Origin of the sequence: Kineococcus aridisoli, from assembly GCF_050871885.1 — a bacterium.
Taxonomy (GTDB): Bacteria; Actinomycetota; Actinomycetes; order Actinomycetales; family Kineococcaceae; genus Kineococcus.
This window is the reverse complement of record NZ_JBJLSF010000006.1, coordinates 17,655-37,687: the sequence shown is the minus strand read 5'-3', so window position 1 is coordinate 37,687 and position 20,033 is coordinate 17,655. Positions and strand designations below refer to the sequence as shown.

Below are 20,033 nucleotides of genomic sequence, written 5' to 3'. Positions count from 1 at the left end.
GGCTCTCGCGTGCGGCCCCGCATCGCCGTCACCTTCGGCGATCCCGCCGGCGTGGGGCCCGAGCTCGTCGCCAAGCTGCTGGCGCTGCCCGAGACGAGCGCCGCGGCGCAGATCGTGCTCGTCTCCGACGCCGAGGAGGTCGAGGCAGCGGGCCGCGACGCGGGGGTGCCGATCCAGCTGTCCACCGAGGCCGGCGACGGCCTGCCGCGCCTGCACCCCACCAGGGGAGTGCGCCCGCCGGGCGGTTTCGTGCGCCGGCAGGCCACCGCCGAGGGCGGCCGCTGGTCGCTGGACGCGCTGAGCACCGCGCTGGAGCTGGTGCGCGAGGGGGAGGTGGACGCCATCGTCTTCGCCTCCTTGAACAAGACGTCCATGCACCTGGCCGGGATGACGGAGAACGACGAGCTGCACTGGTTCGAGTCGGTCCTGGGCGCGGACCCGGTCGGTGACGGCTTCACCTGCGAGATCAACGTCCTGCCGGGCCTGATGACCTCCCGCGTCACCTCGCACGTCTCCATCGCCGAGGTGGACGCCGGCATCACCTCCGAGCGCGTCCTGGGCGCTGCGCGGTTGCTGGACCGCCTGCTGCGTGAACGGGGCACCTCCTCTCCCTCGCTGGCGGTGTGCGCGCTCAACCCGCACGCGGGTGAGGGCGGCCGCTTCGGCCGTCACGAGATCGAGATCATCTCCCCGGCCGTGCAGCAACTGCGCGAGGAGGGGATCGACGTCCAGGGGCCCTTCCCCTCGGACACGATCTTCCTGCGCGCCCGCACCGACGAGTTCGACGGTGTGGTGACGATGTACCACGACCAGGGGCAGATCGCCATGAAGCTCATCGGCTTCGATCGCGGCGTCACCATCGCCGGTGGCCTGGCCGTGCCGATCTGCACGCCGGCTCACGGCACGGCCTTCGACATCGTCGGCGAGGGCAAGGCCAGCATCGGGGCCATGCAGCACGCCTACGAGATCGCCGTGTCCGTGGCCGCCCAGCGAGCCGCCCAACGCACGGCAGCTGCCACGCCGGCCTGATCGCGACGGCGCCGCGCCCGGGCGGGGATACCCACCTGCCCGCGCCCGGGCGCGGCCCAGTCGCAGGCAGGTGGGAGCCGGGCCGGGCCGGGCGTCGGCGTCTTCCGTCGAGCCGTCCAGGTCGCCGACCTGGGAGCAGTGCTGCGCGCAGCCGGTCTCGTCAGAGGCGGAAACCGGCGACCGAGCGCTGCAGGTCCGCAGCCGCGCCGGAGACGTGGTCAGCCGTCTGGCTGGTTCGGTCCGCCGCGGCGGACGTGCGGGCCGCTGAAGAGGCGATGCTCGACATGTTCGCCGCGATCTCCTGGCTGCCGGTGGAGACCTCGGTGACGTTGCGCACCATCTCAGAGGTGGTCGCCGACTGCTCCTCCACCGCCGCCGCGATCGTGGACTGCAAGCCGTCGATCCGCGCGATCACCTCGGAGATGCCACCGATGGCGCTGGCCGCTGCCGCCGCGTCGGTCTGGGTGGCGTTGACGCGCCCGACGATCTCCTCGGTGGCCCGCGCGGTCTGCTGCGCCAGCTCCTTGACCTCCCCGGCCACCACCGCGAAGCCCTTGCCCATCTCCCCGGCGCGGGCGGCTTCGATGGTGGCGTTCAAGGCCAGCAGGTTGGTCTGCTCGGCGATGGAGGTGATCAGCTTGACCACCTCGCCGATCTCGCGGGAGGAGGACGACAGCCGCTCCAGGATGGCTGAGGCCTCGTCTGCGCTGGTGACAGCGGCACTGGCGACGGAGGATGCCTCGCTGGTGGAGGAGGCGATCTCGCGGATCGCGCTGGACATCTGGTCGCCGGCGGCGGCCACGGTGCCGATGTTGGCGCTGATCTCCTCGGTGGCTGCGGAGACCACCTGCGACTGCGAGACGGATTCCGTGGAGGTGGTCGTCAGCTCCTCGGAGACGGAGACGAGCTCGCGGGAGGCCCCGTCCAGGCTGTGTGCTTGAGCGTGGATGGAACGCACCGTGGAGGAGAGGTTGTCCAGCGCGGTGTTCAGCGCCTGCGCCGTCAGCCCGACCTCGTCGCGGGAGGTCGCCTGCACGCGCAGGTCCAAGCGCCCGGCAGCCAGTCCCTCGGCCACCGCGCGCGTGCGGGCCAGCGGACCGGCCACCGAGCGCGACAGCGCGGTGGTCAAGGCGACGGCCGCGGCGATCGAGAGCCCCGCGATGACGGCCAGCAGGGTGCGGGCGCTGGCGTAAGCGGTCCGGCTCTGGGCTGCGGCGTCCTTCGCGTGCGCGGTGGCGCTGTCCTGGACGGCGTCGAAGGCTTCGTTGACGTTGGCGTTGACGAGTCCACCCTGCTGCACGCTCAGGCTCTCGTCGTTGCGCATGCGCACCAGGGTCGCCTGGTCCCCGGCGGCGGCGATGGGGGCGAGCACGTCCATGCCCTCCAGGACAGCGCCCAGCTCGTCGCTGACCACCTGCAGCTGATCCGCGGGCACCACTGGATCGCTGGCCAGGTAGGCCTCCCACGCCTCGGCCGTGGTCGCACGGTCGTCCTCGTAGCTCTGGCGGGCGTCTGCGGACGGCATGATCAGCAAGCCGTAGAGGTTGCGGTAGGTGCGGTTGAAGCTGCTGCGCACGAAGCCCAGCTGCTGCTGCGCCTCCACGTCCTCGACGCTCATCCTCTCCAGGCGCTGCTGGGTCTGTTGCAGTTCGTACAGGCCGATCCCGGCCACGGTCACCACGAGCAGGCACAGGACGCTGAACCCGGCGGCGAGCTTGCGGCCCACTTTCAAGTCACGCAGGAAGTCGAACATGCGCAGGAGCTCCAAGGCCGTGGTGGCGCCGCCCAGGAGGCGGGTGGGGACACTGCTCCTTCGGCCGTTCGGGTGCTCGACTTGAGCGCGCGCCGGGCAGGTGCGCCGTGGTCCGCTCGCGAGGCACGCCCCGCTCAGGCCTCGACAGTGCGTCGCTGACGCGCTCGACGGACGCCGGCCTGCCCGTGGCGTCGTCTCCGCCCACCGGCTCACACCACGGCGGGTGATCAGCGCGAGCTGGTGGAGAGGTCGACCGGGGTGGACCTCGGTGTCCTGGTGGGTGCGGGAGTCGGCTCGGCGTCGATTCCCGCGGTGTGCGCGCCCGTCGTGAGCTGCGTCGTGGGCTGCCCAGGGGTGCCCGTGACGGCGGCGATGCGGCGGCAGTCCGGGCAGATGCTGCGCCAAGCCAGGCGGGGGTTGCGCACCCGCCGCCCGCACAGGGCCCACGGGTTGCAGCTGCCCGCCGAGCGCTCGCGGACCAGGTGGGCACCGCGCCCGCCGCTGCCCCGCCACACCCACCGGCCGCTCACGTCGACGCGCGTGCTCGTCCCGGTCGGGGCGTGCGGTGGGGGAGGGCCACCGGTGCTGCGCGTGTCCGCAGCGTCGTCTGCAGCGTTCTCGGAGATGGGGATCGCCTCCAGCCGCCCCGCCTGATCGGTGCCCCTCCCGGCCGGGGGAGGGGCACCGATCAGGGCAGGAGCACCGATCGTGGTAGTCAGCGGGGTGGGACGGGTCAGCGGGGCGCTCTCAGGTGCGGGGCAGGGTGAAGGTGCCCACCAGCTCCTTCAACTCCGCCGCCGTGCGCGAGACCTCACCCGCCGTGGACGCGGTGTGCGTGGCCCCCGCCGTGGTCTGATCGGCCGAAGCGGCGATCCCGGAGATGTTGCTCGCGATCTCCTGGCTACCGGTGGAGACCTCGGTGACGTTGCGCACCATCTCGCTGGTGGTCGCGCTCTGCTGCTCCACCGCCGCCGCGATCGTGGACTGCAAGGCGTCGATGCGCGCGATCACCTCGGTGATCTCACTGATCGCCCCCGCCGCCGCCGCCGCATCGGCCTGGGTGGAGCCCACCTTGGCCACGATCTCCTCAGTGGCCCGCGCGGTCTGCTGCGCCAGCTCCTTGACCTCCCCGGCCACCACCGCGAAGCCCTTGCCCATCTCCCCCGCGCGGGCGGCTTCGATGGTGGCGTTCAAGGCCAGCAGGTTGGTCTGCTCGGCGATGGAGGTGATCAGCTTGACCACCTCACCGATCTCCCGGGAGGAGGCGCTCAACCGCTCCAGGGTGTGCCCGGCCGCGGAGGCGGCCGCCACCGCGTTGGCGGCGGTGGAGGAGGCCTGGGCGGTGGAGGAGGCGATCTCAGCGATCGCCGAGGACATCTGGTCCCCGGCGGCGGCCACGGTGGCGATGTTGGCGCTGATCTCCTCGGTGGCCGCCGAGACCACCTGCGCCTGGGTGGCTGCTTCCTCGGCGCCACTGGAGAGCTGGGTGGCCACGGTGGTCAGCTCCTCGGAGGAGGAGGCCAGGGTGCCGGCGTTCCCGGCGATGCGGCGCATGGTGGCCGCCAGGCGCTCCATGGTGGCATCCACCGCACCGGCCAGTTGGCCGACCTCGTCGCCGGTGGTGATGCCCACCCGCTGGTCCAGGCGGCCCTCGGCCAGGCCCTGGACCACGTGCAGAGTCCTGGCCAGGGGGCGGGCGATGCCACGGGCCACGACTGTGGCGACGATCACGGCGACGATCAGTGTGATCGCACCGATGACCAGCAAGAGGGTGACGGCGGCGTGGTAGCTGCTGCTGCCCTCGGCGGCCAGGTCCGCGGCGGCCTGCGCCTCGGTCTCGCTGATGGCGTCAAGCTGTGCGTTCAGCTCCTTGGCCAGAGGTGAAGTCTGAGTGTTGCGGGTGGTGACGTAGGCGTCGATGTCCTTGTTCGTCGCGGCGCTGATGAGGCCTTCACGGGCGCTGCGGTACTGCTGCAGCAGGTCCTCGACCTCACCCCGCTCGGCGGCGGAGGCCGAGGGCGAGGTGGCCAGGTAGGCCTTCCAGGCCTCGTCGTAGACGCGGTCGTCGGAGGTCAGGGTCTGCAGTTGCTTGGCGGTCTCCTCGGAGCTGCCGGGCAGAGCGGCGTTGCTGATGTCCAGGCGCAACTGCAGGAAGGCGGCTTTGACCTGGCCGATGGTCTGCACCGAGGCGACGCCGGACGCGGACATCAGATCCAGGTTGGCCTGGGAGGAGCCGAGGCGGTTGATGCCGAGGCCGACGACGGCGGCCAGCAGGAAGCAGACCACGCCGAAACCGGCGAAGAGCTTGGAGGCGACGTTCAGATCGCGCAGTCGAGTCAACACGGGGAGTGCATCGGCGCAACCGATGCAATGCTTGAAAGCGACCTGCCCATCGCGCGGGGTGCCCCGGACCGTTCCCTCGAGCGCGATCTCCTCCTCGATCTCGGTCGGACGGGTGCCATCGATGCGCCCCCTCTGCGCCCGGCGCGCCGAGTTCGTGCTGGCCGCCTCCTGGCTCGCCGCCAGTCCTCGCTCGGCCTGCGAGGCGATGGGCGGACCTCGTGCTCGACTTCCCGCTGATCGCCGACGGGCCGACGCCGCGATGAGGCACCCCCCCGCTTCGGCGTACCGCGGCGTGGCGTGGCGTGGCGTGGCGTGGCGTGGCGTGGCGTGGCGTGGCGTGGCGTGGCGCCGGATCGTGCTCCACCTCCTGCATGCCCTCGCCGCCGGAGCAGCACAGCCGCGGCCGACGGTCGCGGTCGCCCCCCTCGCGCTCTCCGGCCGCTCGCTGGCGGGGTGTCGAGACGCCGGGGAGGTCCTGCCTCGGGCAGGGATGTCCGCGAGGTGCTCCGGGTTCGGATGCCGGTGGCTCCACCGGCCCAGGTCCTGGCGCTGGAGACGCGCGATGTCGCGACAGGGGTGGGGTGTGCCGGTGGCCGCCCTCGACCCGGAGCGCCTGCACCTGGCGGTGCCGCAGCCGCCGTACGGGCGCGACGGGCAGCGGGTGCGCATCACCTCCGTGCAGGACCCGCGGGAGCCCAGCGAGCGAGAACTGCTCGCCGCTCTGGAGGCCCACCTGGCCCGCTGGCCGCGATGACGCCGACCCTCCTGCCGCAGCAGCACCCGCCTCAGGTGGTGCGCAGGCGGTACCCCATGCCGCGCACCGTCTCGAAGTGCTCCGCACCGAGCTTCTTGCGCAGGTAGCGCACGTAGACGTCGACGACGTTGGAGCCGGGGTCGAAGTCGTAGCCCCACACCGAGTTCAGCAGCTGCTCGCGCGAGAGGACCTGGCCGGGGTGGCGCAGGAACGCCTCGGCGAGGGAGAACTCCCGGCTGGACAGGTTCACCGACCGCCCCGCCACGGCCGCGGTCCGCGTCAGCAGGTCCAGCTGCAGGTCGGCCGCGGCCAGCACCGTCACCTCGCCGACGCGTTCCTCACCGGTGCGCAGCCGCAGCCGCACTCTGGCCAGCAGTTCCTCGAAGCGGAACGGCTTGGTGACGTAGTCGTCGGCGCCGCCCTCCAGCCCGGCGACGGTGTCGCCGACATCGTCGCGGGCGGTCAGCATGATGATGGGCAGCGAGTGCCTGCCCTGGCGCAGGCGCCGCAGCACCGAGAAGCCGTCCAGCTGCGGCAGGCCGACGTCCAGCAGCAGCAGGTCGAAGGCTCCAGTGCTCGCCAGCTCCAGCGCGGAGCGCCCGTCGGCGGCGATCGTGGTGGCGTACCCGCCGGCGCGCAGGCCCTTCTCCACGAAAGCGGCGATGCGCGTCTCGTCCTCGGCGATCAGGATGCTGGTCAACGACCCTCCCGGGCGTGTTCGGTGGTGGGGGCGCAGGCCGGGACGCGCGCTCCCGCGGGGTTGTCGGCGGGGTTGTCGGCGGGGGTTCCGAGGGGGTTCCTGGTGGGTTCCCTCGTGGTGGCGTCGGCGTCGGCGTGGACGTCGGGGAGGACGTCGGGGAGGAGGGGCAGGGCCAGGGTGAAGGTGGCGCCCGCCCCGGGCAGGCTGGCGACCTCCACGCGGCCGCCGTGCGCCTCGGCGATCGCGGTCACGATGGACAGCCCCAGACCTGACCCTTCCACCCCGCGGCCGGCGGCCGCGCGGCCGAAGCGCTCGAAGATGCGCTCGACGTCCTCGGGGTCGATGCCCGGGCCGCTGTCGCGCACCCACAGCAGCAGCTCGCCCTGGTGGACGGCGCTGCCCAGGGCCACCACGTCGTCGTCGGCGGAGAACTTCACCGCGTTGGAGACCAGCTGGATGAGTGCCTGCTGCACCCGCTGGGGGTCGGCCAGGACCTGCGCGTCGGCGCGCGCGTCCACCCGCCAGCGGCGCTCACCCAGCGGGACGACCTTGTCGAAGGCGTCGTCCAGCAGCCGGCCGGCGTCCACCGGCTGCAGGTGCACGAAGTCCGGCCGGCGCGCCTTGGCCAGCAGGGTCAGGTCGTCCACCAGCCGCGTCATCCTCGTCAGCTCGTCGAGCACCAGCGAACGCGTCTCCGCCACCTCGTGCGGATCGCGCTCGTCCATCAGCTCCAGGTGGCCCTGCACGATCGTCAGCGGCGTGCGCAGCTCGTGCCCGGCGTCGTCGAGGAAGCGGCGCTGGGTCTCGAAGGACGCCTCCAGGCGCTGCAGCATCGCGTTGAAGCTGCGCGCCACGTCCGCCACGTCGTCGTCGCCGTGCACGGGCACGCGGTGCGACAGCTCGCTGGCGCCGACGCCGACGGCCGTGGTGTGCAGGTCCTCCAGGGGGCGCAGCAGCCGCACGATCGTCAGCCACCCCGCCGCGCCCACCACGAGCAGAGCGGCGAGGCTGAGCACCGCGAAGGTGCGGGCGTTCTCCTGCACCACGGCGAACTCCGGGTCCAGGGCGTGCCCGACCACGTACAGGCCCAGCGACGGCTCGCCGGGTGCGGCACCCGGCAGGGACACCGGCACCGCGATGATCCGCGTGGGCCCGGCCCGGGTGTGCACCTCCTCGCGCACCAGGGGGCTGTCCGGGGTGGTGCTGCGCACGAGCTGCTGCACGCGCTCGTTCTCCTGCAGCGCGAACGGCGGGGTGCGGGCCGCGACGTAGGTGTTGCCGCCCACGACGATGCCGACGGCCGACTCGTGGGCGTCGGCGACGTCGTTGCGGATGCTCGCCGCCAGCAGTGCGTCCACCGAGGCGAACTGCTGCCCGTTGAAGCCCCGGGCCGCCAGCTCCCGCAGCTCCGTCACCTCCTGGCGCATCGAGGCGTCCACCCGTGCCTCGGTGGCATCGACCTGCACGACGTAGGAGACCGCTCCCGTCAGCCCCAGCCCCAGGGCGGTCGCACCGACCACGGCCAGCACGACCTTGGCGCGCACGGGCCGCAGCAGCAGCCGCAGCCGCAGCAGCCGCGCCGCGGCCGGCCGCTCACCCGTCGTCGCCGTCGTCGTCCCCGCCGGCGCTGCCGTCCCCGTCGTCATCCACGTCCTCGCCGTCGTCTGCGCCGTCGTCCCTGTCCTCGTCAACGCCGTCACCGTCGTCGTCGTCCCCGACGACGACGGGCCCCGCCGGTGGCACCGGCACCACGCCGCCGCCGGTGGGCGGGTCGGGGGGGCGCGGGGAGGGCGCCGCCGGTGCCGGGGGAGCTGCAGGTGCCGGGGGAGCTGCAGGTGCGGGGGGAGCGGCGGTGCTCGGTGCCGGCGATCCTGTCGGCGCGGTGCCCGGATCCACGCCCGGCGGCGGTACGGGGGCGGGTGCGGGGCCGGAGCCGGGTGCCGGCGCGGGGGCGGACGGCACCGTCGAGCCCGCCGGGCCGCCGGCTGCGGCACTGTCGGCGGGAGCGGAGGAGGCCATGACGACGGCGCCGCCGAGCTGCGTGCCCGGCGGTCCCGCGGCGGCCATCGACAGGCCCAGCGCGGCGACGCCCGCGGCGCTCACCGCGAGGGCTGCCACGACCACTGGAGTGCGCATGGGCGCCACCGTGCCGAGCGCGGGTGAAGCGGGGGTGAGGGGCGCGTGAGGAACCTCTCATCCGCGTTCGCGGACCCAGCCGGCCGACTGACACGCCGGTGACACGCCGATGAGAGGCCTCTCACCGGCATGTCACCGCCCGCTCATGGCCCGTCGGCACAGTCGTCGCTCAGCAGGCACCGCGGGACCGCCGGGCGGTGGGCGCGGCGACGAGGAGGGAAGGGCACCGTGAGCAGGACACGAGCACTGGCAGCACCAGGAGCAGCACCAGGAGCACCCGGGCCGGCACCCGCGACCGAGCGCGCGACGGGGGGAGCGGCCGGCGGGCTGCCACGGCCCCGCGTGGCCCTCTACGGGCACGACACGTGCGGGTTGGGGCACCTGCGGCGCAACCTGGCCCTGGCCGCTGCGCTGCGCGGCTCGCCGCTGCGGCCGGAGGTGCTGGTCATCACCGGCTCGCCCCAGGCGCAGCGCTTCCCGCGCCCGCCCGGGGTGGAGCTGCTGGTGCTGCCCGCCGTGCGCAAGGACTCCGACGGCCGCTACGCCGCCGCCACCCTCGACGTGCCGCTGGAGGACGTCGTCGCGGTGCGCTCGGCCACGGCCGCCGCCGCGCTGCGCGCCTGGCGCCCGGACCTGCTCGTCGTCGACAAGGTGCCCGGGGGCTTCCGCGGGGAGATGCTCGAGGCCCTCAGCTCGCTGCGCGCCACCGGCCGCACCCGCACCGTGCTGGGGCTGCGCGACGTGCTCGACGAACCGGCCGCGGCGCTGGCCGAGTGGCGCCGCGACGGTGCGGCAGCGGCCCTGGCGCGCTCCTACGACGAGGTCTGGGTCTACGGCGACCCCTCGGTGCACGACCTGCGCGAGGACCTGCGGATGACGCCCGCCGAGCGCGCCGCGACCCGCTTCCTCGGCTACCTGGCCGCCGACCGGCCCGCGGGCGGGGCAGAACCGCTGCCCAAGCACGACCCGGGCGCCCGCACCGTCCTGGCCTCCGTGGGCGGTGGCGGCGACGGCGCGCAGCTGACCCGGGCGCTGCTGGCCGCCCCGCTGCCGGCGGGTGTGGAGCTGGTGCTGCTGCCCGGTCCCTACGCGCCCACCCCCCTGCGCGCCGAGCTGGAGGCTGCCGCGCACCAGGAGGGGGTGCACGTGGTGCCCTTCACCGACGCGGTCGGGGAGTGGGCGGCCGCGGCCGACGCGGTCGTGTGCATGGGCGGCTACAACTCCGTGGCCGAGGTGCTGGCCACCACCACGCCGGCGCTGGTGGTGCCGCGCACGCGCCCGCGCCGCGAGCAGGAGGTGCGCGCCCGGGCGCTGGCGTCCGCCGGGATGCTCGACGTCGCCACCGACCCGGACCCGCAGCAGATCGCCGCGTGGGTGCGCGGCGCTTTGCGCCGCGCACCCGTGCTCCGCGGCGACCTCGCCCTCGACGGCCTGAGCGCCGCCCGTCGCCGCGCGACGCACCTGCTGGGCCACCTCCCCGCCGCGCGTGCGGTCGGTGCGGGCGCACCCGCGACGCCACCGGCAGTGCCACCGCTGGCGCCGGTGTCACCGCTGACGCCGCGCGAGCGGGTCGGGGCGCCGGGCGCGTGTGCACCGGTGCCGCAGGAGGGTGTGGCCCGTGCTTGCTGAGGACCGTGCTGAGGACCGTGCTGAGGGCGTGGGTCGGGAGCCGCGCAGCGCGCAGCGGATCGGGTACGTCGTGAAGGTCTACCCGAGGTTCTCCGAGACGTTCGTCGTGCGCGAGGTGCTGGCGCGCGAGGCCGCGGGGGAGGACATCGCCATCGCCGCGCTGCGGCCCACCGGCGACACGCGCTTCCACGCCCTGCTGGCCCGCGTGCAGGCGCCGGTCACCTGGATCGGCGAGGGCGCCGGGCGCTCCAGCGCGAGCCTGTGGCAGGCGCTGCGCGAGGCCGCCGGCCTGCCCGGCTTCGCGGGCGCGCTGCCGCGCCTGCTCGCCGACGACGTGGAGGTCGCCGCGCAGGGCGTGCTGCTGGCGCTGTGGGCGCAGCGCGAGGGCATCACCCACCTGCACGCCCACTTCGCCACCCTGCCCGCGCGCACCGCCCGGCACGCCGCGGCGCTGCTGGGCATCCCGTACTCGCTGACCGCCCACGCCAAGGACCTGTACGTCTCCGGCGGCGAGGCGCTGCCCGACGTCCTGGCCGAGGCCGACACCGTCGTCACCGTCAGCGGGCACAACCTGCGCTGGCTGGCGCGCCACCACCCCGGCGCCCGCGCGGTGCTCGTGCACAACGGCCTGGACCTGGCCGACTTCCCCTTCACCGCGCCCACCGGCCGCCCGCGCACCGTCGCGGCCGTCGGGCGCCTGGTGCCCAAGAAGGGCTTCGCCGACCTGCTCGACGCGATCGCGCTGCTGCACGCCGCCGGGGACCCGGTGCGCCTGCGACTGGCCGGCTCCGGCGCCTGCGAGCGGGAGTTGCGCGCGCAGGCCCGCGCCGCCGGCCTGCACGACGTGGTGGAGTTCCTGGGACCGCTGCCCCAGCACGAGGTGCACGAGCTGGTGCGCTCCGCGGCGGTGTTCGCCGCGCCGTGCGTCGTGGCCGCCGACGGCGACCGCGACGGGCTGCCCACCGTCGTGCTGGAGGCCATGGCACTGGGCACGCCCGTGGTGGCCACCACCGTCACCGGGATCCCGGAGGCCGTCGAGGACGGTGTCAGCGGTCTGCTCGTCCCACCGGGGGAACCGCTCGCGCTGGCCGCCGCGCTGCGCACCGTCCTGGACGCGCCGGCGCTCGCCACCCGGTGCGCCCGCGCCGCCCGCGCCCGCGTCGAGGAACGCTTCGATGCGCGCGTGCAGGCGGGGCTGCTGCGCGCGGCGACCCTCGGAGTGGCAGTACCGGCCCCGGCTCCAGACCCGGTTCTGGATCCGGATCCGGTTCCGGTCCGGTCCGCGGGGCGGGTGGCCCGGTGAGCGCCCTGGACGAGCTGGGACCCGGCAGCCGCGTCGTGTACGCCTGCCTGGACCCGGGGGTGCCGGCCTTCGGCGGCAAGGGCTGCTCGGTGCACGTGCAGGAGGTGCTGCGCGTCCTGGCCGCCACCGGCGCGCAGGTGCACCTGCTCACCACCCGCACCGGCGGGCCGCCGCCCGCGGGGTTGGAGCAGGTGCACGTGCACCACCTGCCGCTGCCGGCCGGGCGCACCGGCGCCGAGCGCGAGCAGGACCAGCGCGCCCTCGACGAGCGCGCCGGGCACCTGGTGAGCGCCCTGCTGCGCGGCGCCGCGCGCGCCCTGGTCTACGAGCGGTACGCCCTGTTCGCCCACGCGGTGCAAGAGAGCGCCCGGGCGCTGGGCGTGCCCTCCGTGCTGGAGGTCAACGCGCCCCTGCCGCTGGAGCAGGCGCGCCACCGCACCCTGCACGACGCCGCCGGTGCCGATGCCTCCACCCGCCGCGCGCTGCGCGCCGCCACCCGCGTGGTGGCCGTCAGCTCCCCCGTCGCGCAGTGGGTCCACCACGTGCTGCGGCAGCCGGGTGCGGAGCGGGCGGGCGCAGAACTCGACGTCGATGTCGATGTGGAGGTCGATGTGGAGGTCGACGTCGCGGTCGTGCCCAACGGCGTGGACGTGCACCGCTTCCGGCCGGCCGCGCGGCCGCTGCCCGGCGAGCCGCTCCCCGACGAACGGCTCCCCGGCGAACCGCTGCCCGACAGCGCGGACGACAGCGCCGGCGGCGGCCGCGGCGGAACCTTCACCCTCGCCTTCGTGGGCGCGTTCCGTCCCTGGCACGGGGTGGACCTGCTGGTGGAGGCCGCCGGCCGCCTGGCCGCGCTGCCGGGTCGGCCGGTGCGGTTGCTGCTCATCGGCGACGGCCCGCAGCGCGGTGCCGTTCTGCGGCGCGCCGCGGAGCTGGACGTCGCGGTCGAGGCGCCTGGCGCGCTGGAACCCGCCGCCGTACCGGCGGCGCTGGCCGGTGCCGATGCGGCCGTCGCGCCCTACCCCGCGGGAGCGGCGTACTTCTCCCCGCTGAAGGTCGCCGAGTACCTCGCGTGCGCCCTGCCGACGGTGGCCGCCGCCGTGGGCGACCTGCCCGACTGCTACGGCGACGGGCAGGAGCTGCTGCTGACCGCGCCCGGTGACGTGGACGCCCTCACCGGCGCGCTGCAGCGGCTGCGCACCGACGCGGCCCTGCGCACGCGCCTGGGTGCTGCCGGTCGCGCCGCCGTGGAGCAGCGCCGCAGCTGGCGCCGCACGGTGGAGCTGTCGCTGCCGGCAGCCCCCGCCGAGCGGAGGAGTGCGTGAGCGCCGACCGGCGCCGGGAACTGCGCGGGTCTCGCGGTTCCCGGGAACTCCAGAGGGTCCACGGGTTCCGGAGGGTCCGCGGTTCCCGAGGAGCGCGGGAGGCGCGCGGCAGGCGCGAGCGTTCCGCGCTGCGCCGCACCGCCGCCCTCGTCGCCCCGCACACCCGCGGCTCGCGCACCCTCGCCGGCGGGGGCCTGCTGGCCCTGCTCGCGGAGGTGGCCTTCCGCCTGGCCGAGCCGTGGCCGCTGAAGTTCGTCCTCGACACCGTGGTGCCCGCCGCCGCCGGCGGGCGGCCCGCTCCGGACGCGGTGCGCTGGATCGTGCTGGCCGGGGTGGCGCTGGTGCTCATCGCGATCGGGCGCGCCGCCGCCGCCTACCTGAGCACCGTGGCGTTCGCCTCGGTCGGGGCGCGCACCACCACCCGGCTGCGCGCCGCCGTCAACGAGCGCCTGCTGCACGCCGCCCCCGCCTTCCACGCCGCGACCCGCACCGGTGACCTCGTCACCCGCGTCGTCGGCGACGTGGGTCGCGTGCAGGAGGCGGCCATCACCGCGGGCCTGCCGCTGCTGGGCAGCGTCCTGACGTTCACCGCGATGGCGAGCGTCATGCTCGTGCTGGACCCGCTGCTGGCGCTGGCGGTGCTGGCGGTCGTGCCGCTGCTGCTGCTGACCGGTCGGCGCAGCAGCGAGCGCATCACCGGCGCCTCGCGCGAGCAGCGCACCCGCGAGGGCGCCCTGGCCGCCGACGCCTCCGAGACCTTCGCCGGCATCGGCTTCCTGCAGGCCTACGACCTGCACGGCGAGCGCACGCGCGCCTTCGCGGCCGCCGACGACGGCACCTCGCGCGAAGGTGTGCTCGCCCGGCGGCTGGCTGCCGGGCTGGAACGCCGCGTCGACGTCCTCGTCGGTGCCGCCACCGCGCTCGTGCTCGTCGTCGGCGCCCACCGCGTCCTCGGCGGCGCGCTCGGGGTCGGCGACCTCGTCGTCTTCCTCACCTACCTCAAGGCGGCGTTCAAACCCGTGCGCGACCTGGCCAAGCACACCGGCCGCATCGCCCGCGCCGCCGCCTCCGGCGAGCGCGTCGCCGACACCCTCGAGCAGGCCGTCCCGCTGGCCGAGGACAGCGGCGCGCGTCGCCTGCACCGCCTGCACGGATACGTGCGGCTGGAAGGGGTCACGGTGGAGCGGCGCCCCGGCTGCCCGGTCCTGCACGAGGCGCACCTGGACGTGCGTCCCGGCGAGCGCGTCGCCCTGGTGGGCGCCAGCGGCTCGGGCAAGAGCACGACGCTGCAGCTGCTGCTGCGCCTGGTCGACCCCGTCGCCGGGCGGCTGCTGCTGGACGGGCACGACGCGCGCCGGCTGCGCCGCGCCGACGTGCGGCGCAGCACCGCCGTCGTGCTGCAGGAACCCGTCCTGTTCGCCGACACGGTGCGCGAGAACGTGCGGCTGGGCCGGCCCGGCGCCGGTGATGCGGACGTGGAGGCCGCGGTGCGCGCGGTGGGGGCGGAGGAGTTCGTCCTCGCGCTGCCGCAGGGCTACGACACCCCCGTCACCGAGCGCGGCGGCTCCCTCTCCGGCGGGCAGCGCCAGCGGCTGGCCATCGCCCGCGCGCTGCTGCGCGATCCCGGCCTGGTGCTGCTGGACGAACCCACCACCGGCCTGGACGGCGAATCGGCCCGCACCGTGCTGGCCGCGCTGGAACGGCTCAGCGCCGGCCGCACGACGCTCCTGGTCACCCACGACGCCTCCCTGCTCGGCTGGTGCGACCGCATCGTCGAGCTGCACGAGGGCCGCTTCACCGAGCGCACTGGAACCGCGGACCCATCACCGCAGCAACCGCTCCAGCCACCCCCGGCGGTGGCCCGGTGACCGGGCCGCAGACCACCGGGGCGCAGGGGGTCGGGCCGGAGGCCGAGCTCGAGCGCGGCCTCCTGGCCGCCGACCCGCACCTGCCCGCCCTGGCCCTGGCCCTCGACGATGCCCTGCTGCGCTCCTGGGCCGCGGCGCACGCCGTCCACCTGCCCACCACGGCGCGGGTGGACCGGCTGCGCCACAAGCCCGGCACTTCGGTGCGCGCCGCCGTCGACCCCGGCGACGGCGGCCCCTGGTGGCTGCTGACCGGGTACGCACCCACCCCGCAGCGGGCGCCCGGGGACGGTGGCAAGGCGCGCAAGGACGCCGACCGCGCCCGCGGCGCCGGCCCCACCGCCTTCGACGGCGCGCTGCACGCCGCGCTCGTGCCCGCCGTCGCCGACCGCGACCTGCCGGGGTTGCGGCACCTGGCGACCTACGGGGCGCGCACCCTGGCGCACAACCCGGCCCGCCGTGCCGTCCTGCGCAGCGGCGACGAGCTGGTGAAGGTGCACGCCGTCGCCGGCGTCGCCGAGCACGCCGCCACGGCCGCGCAGCTGTTCCGCGCCACCGGTACCTGCACCCCGCCCACCGCGGTGCGGAACGGTTTCACCGCGGTGCAGCAACTCCTCGCCGGGGAACCCGTGGACGCTGGCGACCCGGCGGTGGCCGCGCTGCTGCAGCGGTGGGGTGGCCACGACGGCCGGGCGCTGCCCGCCCTGGACGCCGCAGCGCTGGACGCGGCCGTGCGCGCGGTGCTGCAGCACCCGGGGATCCTGCCGCCGGCGGCGCGCGCCGACGTGCAGCGCTGCCGCCGGCGCTGGGGCGCGGCGGTGACCCGGTACCGCGCTGCGCTGCGGCCGCAGGTGCTGTGCCACGGCGACTTCTCCCCGGACCAGCTGCTGCGCAGCCCCGGCGGCGAGCTGGTCGTGCTCGACCTCGACCGCGCCGCCCGCGGCCCCGCCGGGTGGGACGCCGCCACCTGGATCGCCGCCTGCGCGGCGCGCGGCCGCCCGCCCGGCCCGGTGCCCGCGGCGCACCCGCTGCTGCTGGCGGCGGCCGCGCTGCTGCGCCTGCCCGAGCCGTTCCGCCGCCGCCGCACCGCCTGGGCCGCGCGCACCACGCAGCTGGCGGCGCTGGCCGCGGCCGCCCTCGACGACCTCACGCCCGCGGAGGAACCCACGTGAAGCCCTCGAACGTCGAAGTCCTCGACCCGCGCGAGCGCCGGCAGGACGAGCGCCGGCAGGACGAACGCCGGCAGGTTCCCCTCCTGCAGCGCGTGCCCGCCCCCGCCGGGACCACCTGGCACCGCGCCTGGCCCGGCGGCCGACCGGGGGAGCAGGACCGCCCCCTGGTGCTGGAGGGGCGCGATGCCGACGGGCACGTGGTCGCCGCCACCGCCCGCCCGCACCTGCGGAGCGGAGTCCTGACCGGCGCCCACGTCCAGGTCCTCCGCGAGGACCACCGCCTGCCCGCGCTGGGCACCGCCCGGGCCGAGGGGGCCGTGCTCGTCGGCCACCGCGCCGGCAAGCGGGCGGTGCTGCGCAGCGGAGCGGCCGGTGCGCCGCAGTCGTTCCTCAAGGTCGCCAGGCCGGCCGCCACCCGCACGGCGCTGGCCCGGCTGCACGCCGTGGACGCCGCTCTGGGCGGGCACCCCGGCCGGCCGGCTCTCGTGGAGGTCACCGGTGCGGCCGAGGGGCTGCTGCGCCTGCGCCCAGCCATGGGGTGCGACCTGAGCGCCCTGCTGGCCGCCGGCGAGGACCCGGCCGCCCTGGCGCGCTGCCACGCCGCCGGACGCGCCACCGCCGTCGCCGGCGGGGCGCTGGCCGCCGTCACCGCCTCCCCGGCCGCCGCCGGGCTGCCCGTGCACGACGCAGGCGCAGAGGCAGCCGTGCTGCGGCGCTGGGCCGGGGACGCCCGTGACTTCGGTGTCCTGGCCTCGGCGCAGGCCGCGCGGTTGAACGCGCTGGTCACCGCCGTCGGCGATGCGCTGCTGGCCCTGCCGCCCGTGCCGCCGGTGCTCAGCCACCGCGACCTGCACGAGGCGCAGGTCCTCGTGCGCTTCCCGCAGCCAGGGTGCAGCGATGGTGTGGGGGCTTTGGCGGACCCGGGTGCTGCGGTGGTGACGTTCCTCGACGTCGACACGGCCGCGCGCGCCGACCCGTGCCTGGATGCGGCGAACCTGCTGGCCCACCTCGACCTGGCGCTGGTGCGCGGTGCCGCGCCGGCGGCGGTGGCCGCGGTGCGCGCAGGTCTGCGGGAGGGCTGGGCGGCGTGCGGGCACCCGTTGCTGGACTCGGGACCGCAGCGGCTGGCGCTGTGGCGGACCGCCGCGCGCCTGCGGCTGGTGGCGGTCCACGCCTTCCGCGGATCGGTGTCGGACCTGGCGCACTGGATCGGCTGCCACGCGCTGCGCTGACCGTGCAGGACCGGTGCTCAGCGCGCACTGCTCCCTCGCCGCTGTGGTCCTCGCGTCCGCGGGTCAGCAGCGTCGACCGGTACCGCGGCATTCGAGGAGGAGAACGTGCACGAGCTGGTGGTGGTGGAGAACGTGTCGCTGGGCGGGGTGGCGCAGTCGCCGGGCAGGGTCGATGAGGACATGCGCGGTGGTTTCGAGCTGGGCGGTTGAGCCAGCCGGGCGCTGGCCGAGGCTCCCGGAGCGGTGCAGGCGGCGATGGGTGGGTAGGGGCGGACGGCGGCGGTGCTCTTCGGTCGGCGCACCTACCTCGACCTGGTGGGCACTGGCTGGGCACCGATGAGCCGAACCCGTTCACGGAGCTCCTGCGCACGGCCCCGAAGTTCGTCGCCTCCCGCGCCGGATCGCCCAGTGAGGTGCTGCTGTGGCCGAACTCGCAGTCGCTGGCCGGGGAGGCGGTGCAGACGGTCGCGGCGTTGAAGGAGCGGGGGAGGGGGAGCTGGTGGTGCTGGGCAGCCTGTCGCTGGTGCGTGCGCTGACGGCGGCGGGCCTGGTGGACCGCTTCGTGGTGACGACGGTGCCGGTGGTGTTGGGGCGTGGTGCGCGCTTGTTCGAGGGGACCGCGGTGGAGCTGGAGGTGGAGTCGAGCGCGACGAGTGCGAAGGGGGCGGTGGTGGCCAGCTACCGGGTGCGGCGCGGCTGAGCTCCGCACCGGTGGGTGACGCACTGCCCGGGGTGCCGGGGCGCCGGGGTGTTTCAGCCCGTGCGCAGCTCCGCCCACGTCTCGGCGACGCCGTGCAGGGCGGGTACGGCGACGTCGGTCAGCTGCTCGACGAGGCCGAACAGCCACTCCTCGACGTCCTCGCGCGGCGCCGCCTCGTGCGGCGACGGCGCGCCCTCGTCGACGACCACCTCGCCTTCGCTGAGCACCAGCAGCCGCGAGGTGCGCCCGGCGTCGGCGGCCTCGAGCACGTAGGTGTCCGCGACCCCCGCGTAGAGCACCGCCAGCGCCCGCTCGGCCCCGCTGAGCGCGGCCATCGACTCGGGCACCCGCTGCAGCGCCGCCGCCGCGAAGTGCACGTGCAGCCCGCCCTCGCGCACCGCGGCGGCCACGGGGAAGTCCTCGAACACCTGCGAGGTGCGCCCGCTCGCGCTGAACCCGGGCGGCAGCGACCCCAGGCCCCCGGTGGCGAACAGGTCGGCTCCGTTCCAGCTCATGCAGGGCATCCTGCCCGCCGTCGCGCCCCTGCGCTGCCCGCTGTGGGCGACTCGACCGCGGCCGGCACCGCTGCCCGTGCCGCGCACCCAGCCGGTCGCGGTCAGGGCCGCGGCCATCGCCTCGATGCCGGTGAGCACCGGCGTCGCCGCCAGGCCCGTCTGGGCCGATTGACCCCTATGGAGTACGAGACCATCATGACGCCACCGGCCCGTCAGGCTGCATGATCTGATCTGTCACGTGATCATGCAGCAGACCCAGACTTCTCGTCGCGGTGGGCGCTGATGAGGGTGGACGCGTGGCGGTCAGGCGAGGTGGCGCCAGGTGGCGCCAGGTGGCGCCAGGTGGCGCCACTGGCGGCGGGCCAGGTCCGGAGCGGTGGTGGGGTTCTTCGAGCCCGCTGTCGCGTGATGAGACCGAAAATTTCCGGAGACTGGCAGACTGCTCGCCGGACCGAGGAGGCAGCTTTGGTGGAACAGGTGTCGGCGCGCGGTGCTCGGGCGACGATCCAGGACGTGGCTCGGGTGGCCGGCGTCTCGGTGGCGACGGTGTCGCGCGCGCTCAATGGGCGTGAGGATGTCGCGGCGGCGACCCGGGAGCGCGTGCGGCAGGTGGCGACCGAGCTGGGCTTTCGGTCCAACCGCCAGCCGCGTCAGGTGGACGCCAGCGCTCTGACGGTGGGCATCCTGACCAGCGACACGGTGGGGCGGGTCAGCATGCCCGTCCTGCTCGGGGCTGAGAACGCTCTGGGCGCGGGCCGGGTGGCGGTACTGCTGTGCGATGCGCGGGGGGATGCCATTCGTGAGGCGCACTACCTGCGCATCCTGCTGGAGCGCCGGGTCGATGGCATCGTCGTGGTCGGTGAGCACCCTGAGGTGCGCTCACCGTTGGCCGAGGACTTGCCCGTCCCGGTGGTCTATGCCTATGCCCCGTCGAGTTCAGCTCACGATCTGTCCTTGGTGGCAGACAACGAGGAGGCGGCTTACGGGGCCGTCAGGCACCTCATCGCGTTGGGGCGGCGACGGATCGCTCATGTGACGGGCCCGCGGGGCCGGGCGGCTGCGGTGGAGCGGGAGGCGGGCATGCGCCGGGCCTTGGCCGAGGCCGGGCTGGACCTGCACGGCGAGGTTCTGCACGGCGGTGACTGGTCGCAGCGCTGGGGCCGGCAGGCGGCGGCCATGGTCCTGACTGGGCGTCCGGATGTCGATGCGGTCTTCTGCGGCAGCGACCGCATCGCCGCCGGAGCGCTCGAGACGCTGCGAGAGCAGGGTCGGCGGGTCCCTGAGGACGTCTCGGTGGTGGGCTTCGACAACTGGGACATCGTCGCGACCGAGACGCGCCCGCCGCTGTCCAGCGTGGACATGCAGCTGGAGCAGCTGGGTGCCGAGGCTGCTCGCCACCTGGTTCAGGCGATCGCGGGCAGGAGCGAGAGGGGCGTGCGTCGACTGCCGTGTCGCCTCGTGCTGCGGGAGTCGACGACCTTCGCGCCGTAAATTTCCCGGAAATATCGGAAGAACTTGACGTAGTTCCGGGGAGTGGGCAAGCTCTGGGCACTGCCTGCAGTACGCGGGGTGGTGAT

18 protein-coding genes are annotated in these 20,033 nt (G+C 75.2%); 11 read left to right on the top strand and 7 right to left on the bottom strand.

Annotated elements, in window-relative coordinates; translation table 11 throughout:
• The first annotated feature begins 9 nt into the window (after positions 1-9).
• The gene (locus ACRYM2_RS03150; protein ID WP_432519876.1) at positions 10-1,029 is read left to right on the top strand and encodes a 4-hydroxythreonine-4-phosphate dehydrogenase PdxA; all 1,020 of its coding nucleotides are present in this window, start codon (positions 10-12) and stop codon (positions 1,027-1,029) included.
• Between the two features lie 160 nt (positions 1,030-1,189).
• Here the strand turns inward: ACRYM2_RS03150 and ACRYM2_RS03145 are convergent, their stop codons facing one another.
• The 3 genes from ACRYM2_RS03145 to ACRYM2_RS03135 all read right to left on the bottom strand — a co-directional run bounded on the left by ACRYM2_RS03145 (position 1,190) and on the right by ACRYM2_RS03135 (position 5,125).
• Complete coding sequence (locus tag ACRYM2_RS03145; RefSeq protein ID WP_432519808.1) at positions 1,190-2,782, bottom strand: methyl-accepting chemotaxis protein; 1,593 nt, start codon at positions 2,780-2,782, stop codon at positions 1,190-1,192.
• 227 nt (positions 2,783-3,009) lie between these two features.
• Positions 3,010-3,312 (bottom strand): hypothetical protein, encoded by a 303-nt coding sequence (locus ACRYM2_RS03140; RefSeq protein ID WP_432519806.1) that lies wholly within the window; start codon positions 3,310-3,312, stop codon positions 3,010-3,012.
• A 217-nt stretch (positions 3,313-3,529) separates the two neighbouring features.
• Entirely contained in the window at positions 3,530-5,125 is a 1,596-nt protein-coding gene (locus tag ACRYM2_RS03135) for a methyl-accepting chemotaxis protein (protein WP_432519804.1), read from the bottom strand.
• A 589-nt stretch (positions 5,126-5,714) separates the two neighbouring features.
• Between ACRYM2_RS03135 and ACRYM2_RS03130 the strand changes: the two genes are divergently transcribed.
• On the top strand, positions 5,715-5,879 hold the full coding sequence (locus tag ACRYM2_RS03130) for a hypothetical protein (RefSeq protein ID WP_432519802.1): 165 nt from the start codon (positions 5,715-5,717) through the stop codon (positions 5,877-5,879).
• A 31-nt stretch (positions 5,880-5,910) separates the two neighbouring features.
• Here ACRYM2_RS03130 and ACRYM2_RS03125 read toward each other — a convergent pair whose 3' ends face one another.
• Genes ACRYM2_RS03125 through ACRYM2_RS03115 form a run of 3 tightly spaced genes read right to left on the bottom strand, consistent with a single transcriptional unit; the run spans position 5,911 to position 8,715 of the window.
• Entirely contained in the window at positions 5,911-6,579 is a 669-nt protein-coding gene (locus tag ACRYM2_RS03125; protein WP_432519800.1) for a response regulator transcription factor, read from the bottom strand.
• Positions 6,576-8,225 carry a sensor histidine kinase gene (locus ACRYM2_RS03120; protein WP_432519799.1) on the bottom strand — a complete coding sequence of 550 codons (1,650 nt, stop codon included), beginning with the start codon at positions 8,223-8,225 and terminating at the stop codon, positions 6,576-6,578. Before ACRYM2_RS03120 ends, ACRYM2_RS03125 begins: the two co-directional genes overlap by 4 nt.
• Positions 8,173-8,715, bottom strand: coding sequence for a hypothetical protein (locus tag ACRYM2_RS03115; RefSeq protein ID WP_432519798.1), 543 nt, complete (start codon positions 8,713-8,715; stop codon positions 8,173-8,175). The genes ACRYM2_RS03120 and ACRYM2_RS03115 overlap by 53 nt, the downstream gene beginning before the upstream one ends.
• A 342-nt stretch (positions 8,716-9,057) precedes the next feature.
• On the opposite strand from ACRYM2_RS03115, the gene ACRYM2_RS03110 reads away from it, so the two are divergent.
• From ACRYM2_RS03110 to ACRYM2_RS03080, 7 genes are all read left to right on the top strand, one after another.
• Complete coding sequence (locus ACRYM2_RS03110; protein ID WP_432519797.1) at positions 9,058-10,344, top strand: glycosyltransferase family protein; 1,287 nt, start codon at positions 9,058-9,060, stop codon at positions 10,342-10,344.
• 28 nt (positions 10,345-10,372) lie between these two features.
• Positions 10,373-11,647 carry a glycosyltransferase gene (locus ACRYM2_RS03105; RefSeq protein ID WP_432519796.1) on the top strand — a complete coding sequence of 425 codons (1,275 nt, stop codon included), beginning with the start codon at positions 10,373-10,375 and terminating at the stop codon, positions 11,645-11,647.
• Positions 11,644-12,972, top strand: coding sequence for a glycosyltransferase family 4 protein (locus ACRYM2_RS03100; protein ID WP_432519794.1), 1,329 nt, complete (start codon positions 11,644-11,646; stop codon positions 12,970-12,972). The genes ACRYM2_RS03105 and ACRYM2_RS03100 overlap by 4 nt, the downstream gene beginning before the upstream one ends.
• Positions 12,969-14,840 (top strand): ABC transporter ATP-binding protein, encoded by a 1,872-nt coding sequence (locus tag ACRYM2_RS03095; RefSeq protein ID WP_432519793.1) that lies wholly within the window; start codon positions 12,969-12,971, stop codon positions 14,838-14,840. Before ACRYM2_RS03100 ends, ACRYM2_RS03095 begins: the two co-directional genes overlap by 4 nt.
• Positions 14,837-16,009, top strand: coding sequence for a phosphotransferase family protein (locus tag ACRYM2_RS03090; RefSeq protein WP_432519791.1), 1,173 nt, complete (start codon positions 14,837-14,839; stop codon positions 16,007-16,009). Before ACRYM2_RS03095 ends, ACRYM2_RS03090 begins: the two co-directional genes overlap by 4 nt.
• Entirely contained in the window at positions 16,006-17,241 is a 1,236-nt protein-coding gene (locus ACRYM2_RS03085) for a hypothetical protein (RefSeq protein WP_432519790.1), read from the top strand. Before ACRYM2_RS03090 ends, ACRYM2_RS03085 begins: the two co-directional genes overlap by 4 nt.
• Positions 17,242-17,662: 421 nt before the next feature.
• Positions 17,663-17,941, top strand: a complete 279-nt coding sequence (locus ACRYM2_RS03080; protein WP_432519788.1) for a dihydrofolate reductase family protein — start codon at positions 17,663-17,665, stop codon at positions 17,939-17,941.
• Between the two features lie 53 nt (positions 17,942-17,994).
• Here the strand turns inward: ACRYM2_RS03080 and ACRYM2_RS03075 are convergent, their stop codons facing one another.
• Complete coding sequence (locus ACRYM2_RS03075; RefSeq protein WP_432519786.1) at positions 17,995-18,456, bottom strand: hypothetical protein; 462 nt, start codon at positions 18,454-18,456, stop codon at positions 17,995-17,997.
• On the opposite strand from ACRYM2_RS03075, the gene ACRYM2_RS03070 reads away from it, so the two are divergent.
• Positions 18,455-18,628: a hypothetical protein gene (locus tag ACRYM2_RS03070; protein WP_432519784.1), complete on the top strand. Its 174-nt coding sequence runs from the start codon at positions 18,455-18,457 to the stop codon at positions 18,626-18,628. The two genes, ACRYM2_RS03075 and ACRYM2_RS03070, sit on opposite strands and share 2 nt — an antisense overlap.
• A gap of 296 nt (positions 18,629-18,924) precedes the next feature.
• Entirely contained in the window at positions 18,925-19,947 is a 1,023-nt protein-coding gene (locus ACRYM2_RS03065) for a LacI family DNA-binding transcriptional regulator (RefSeq protein WP_432519782.1), read from the top strand.
• Positions 19,948-20,033 lie beyond the last annotated feature (86 nt).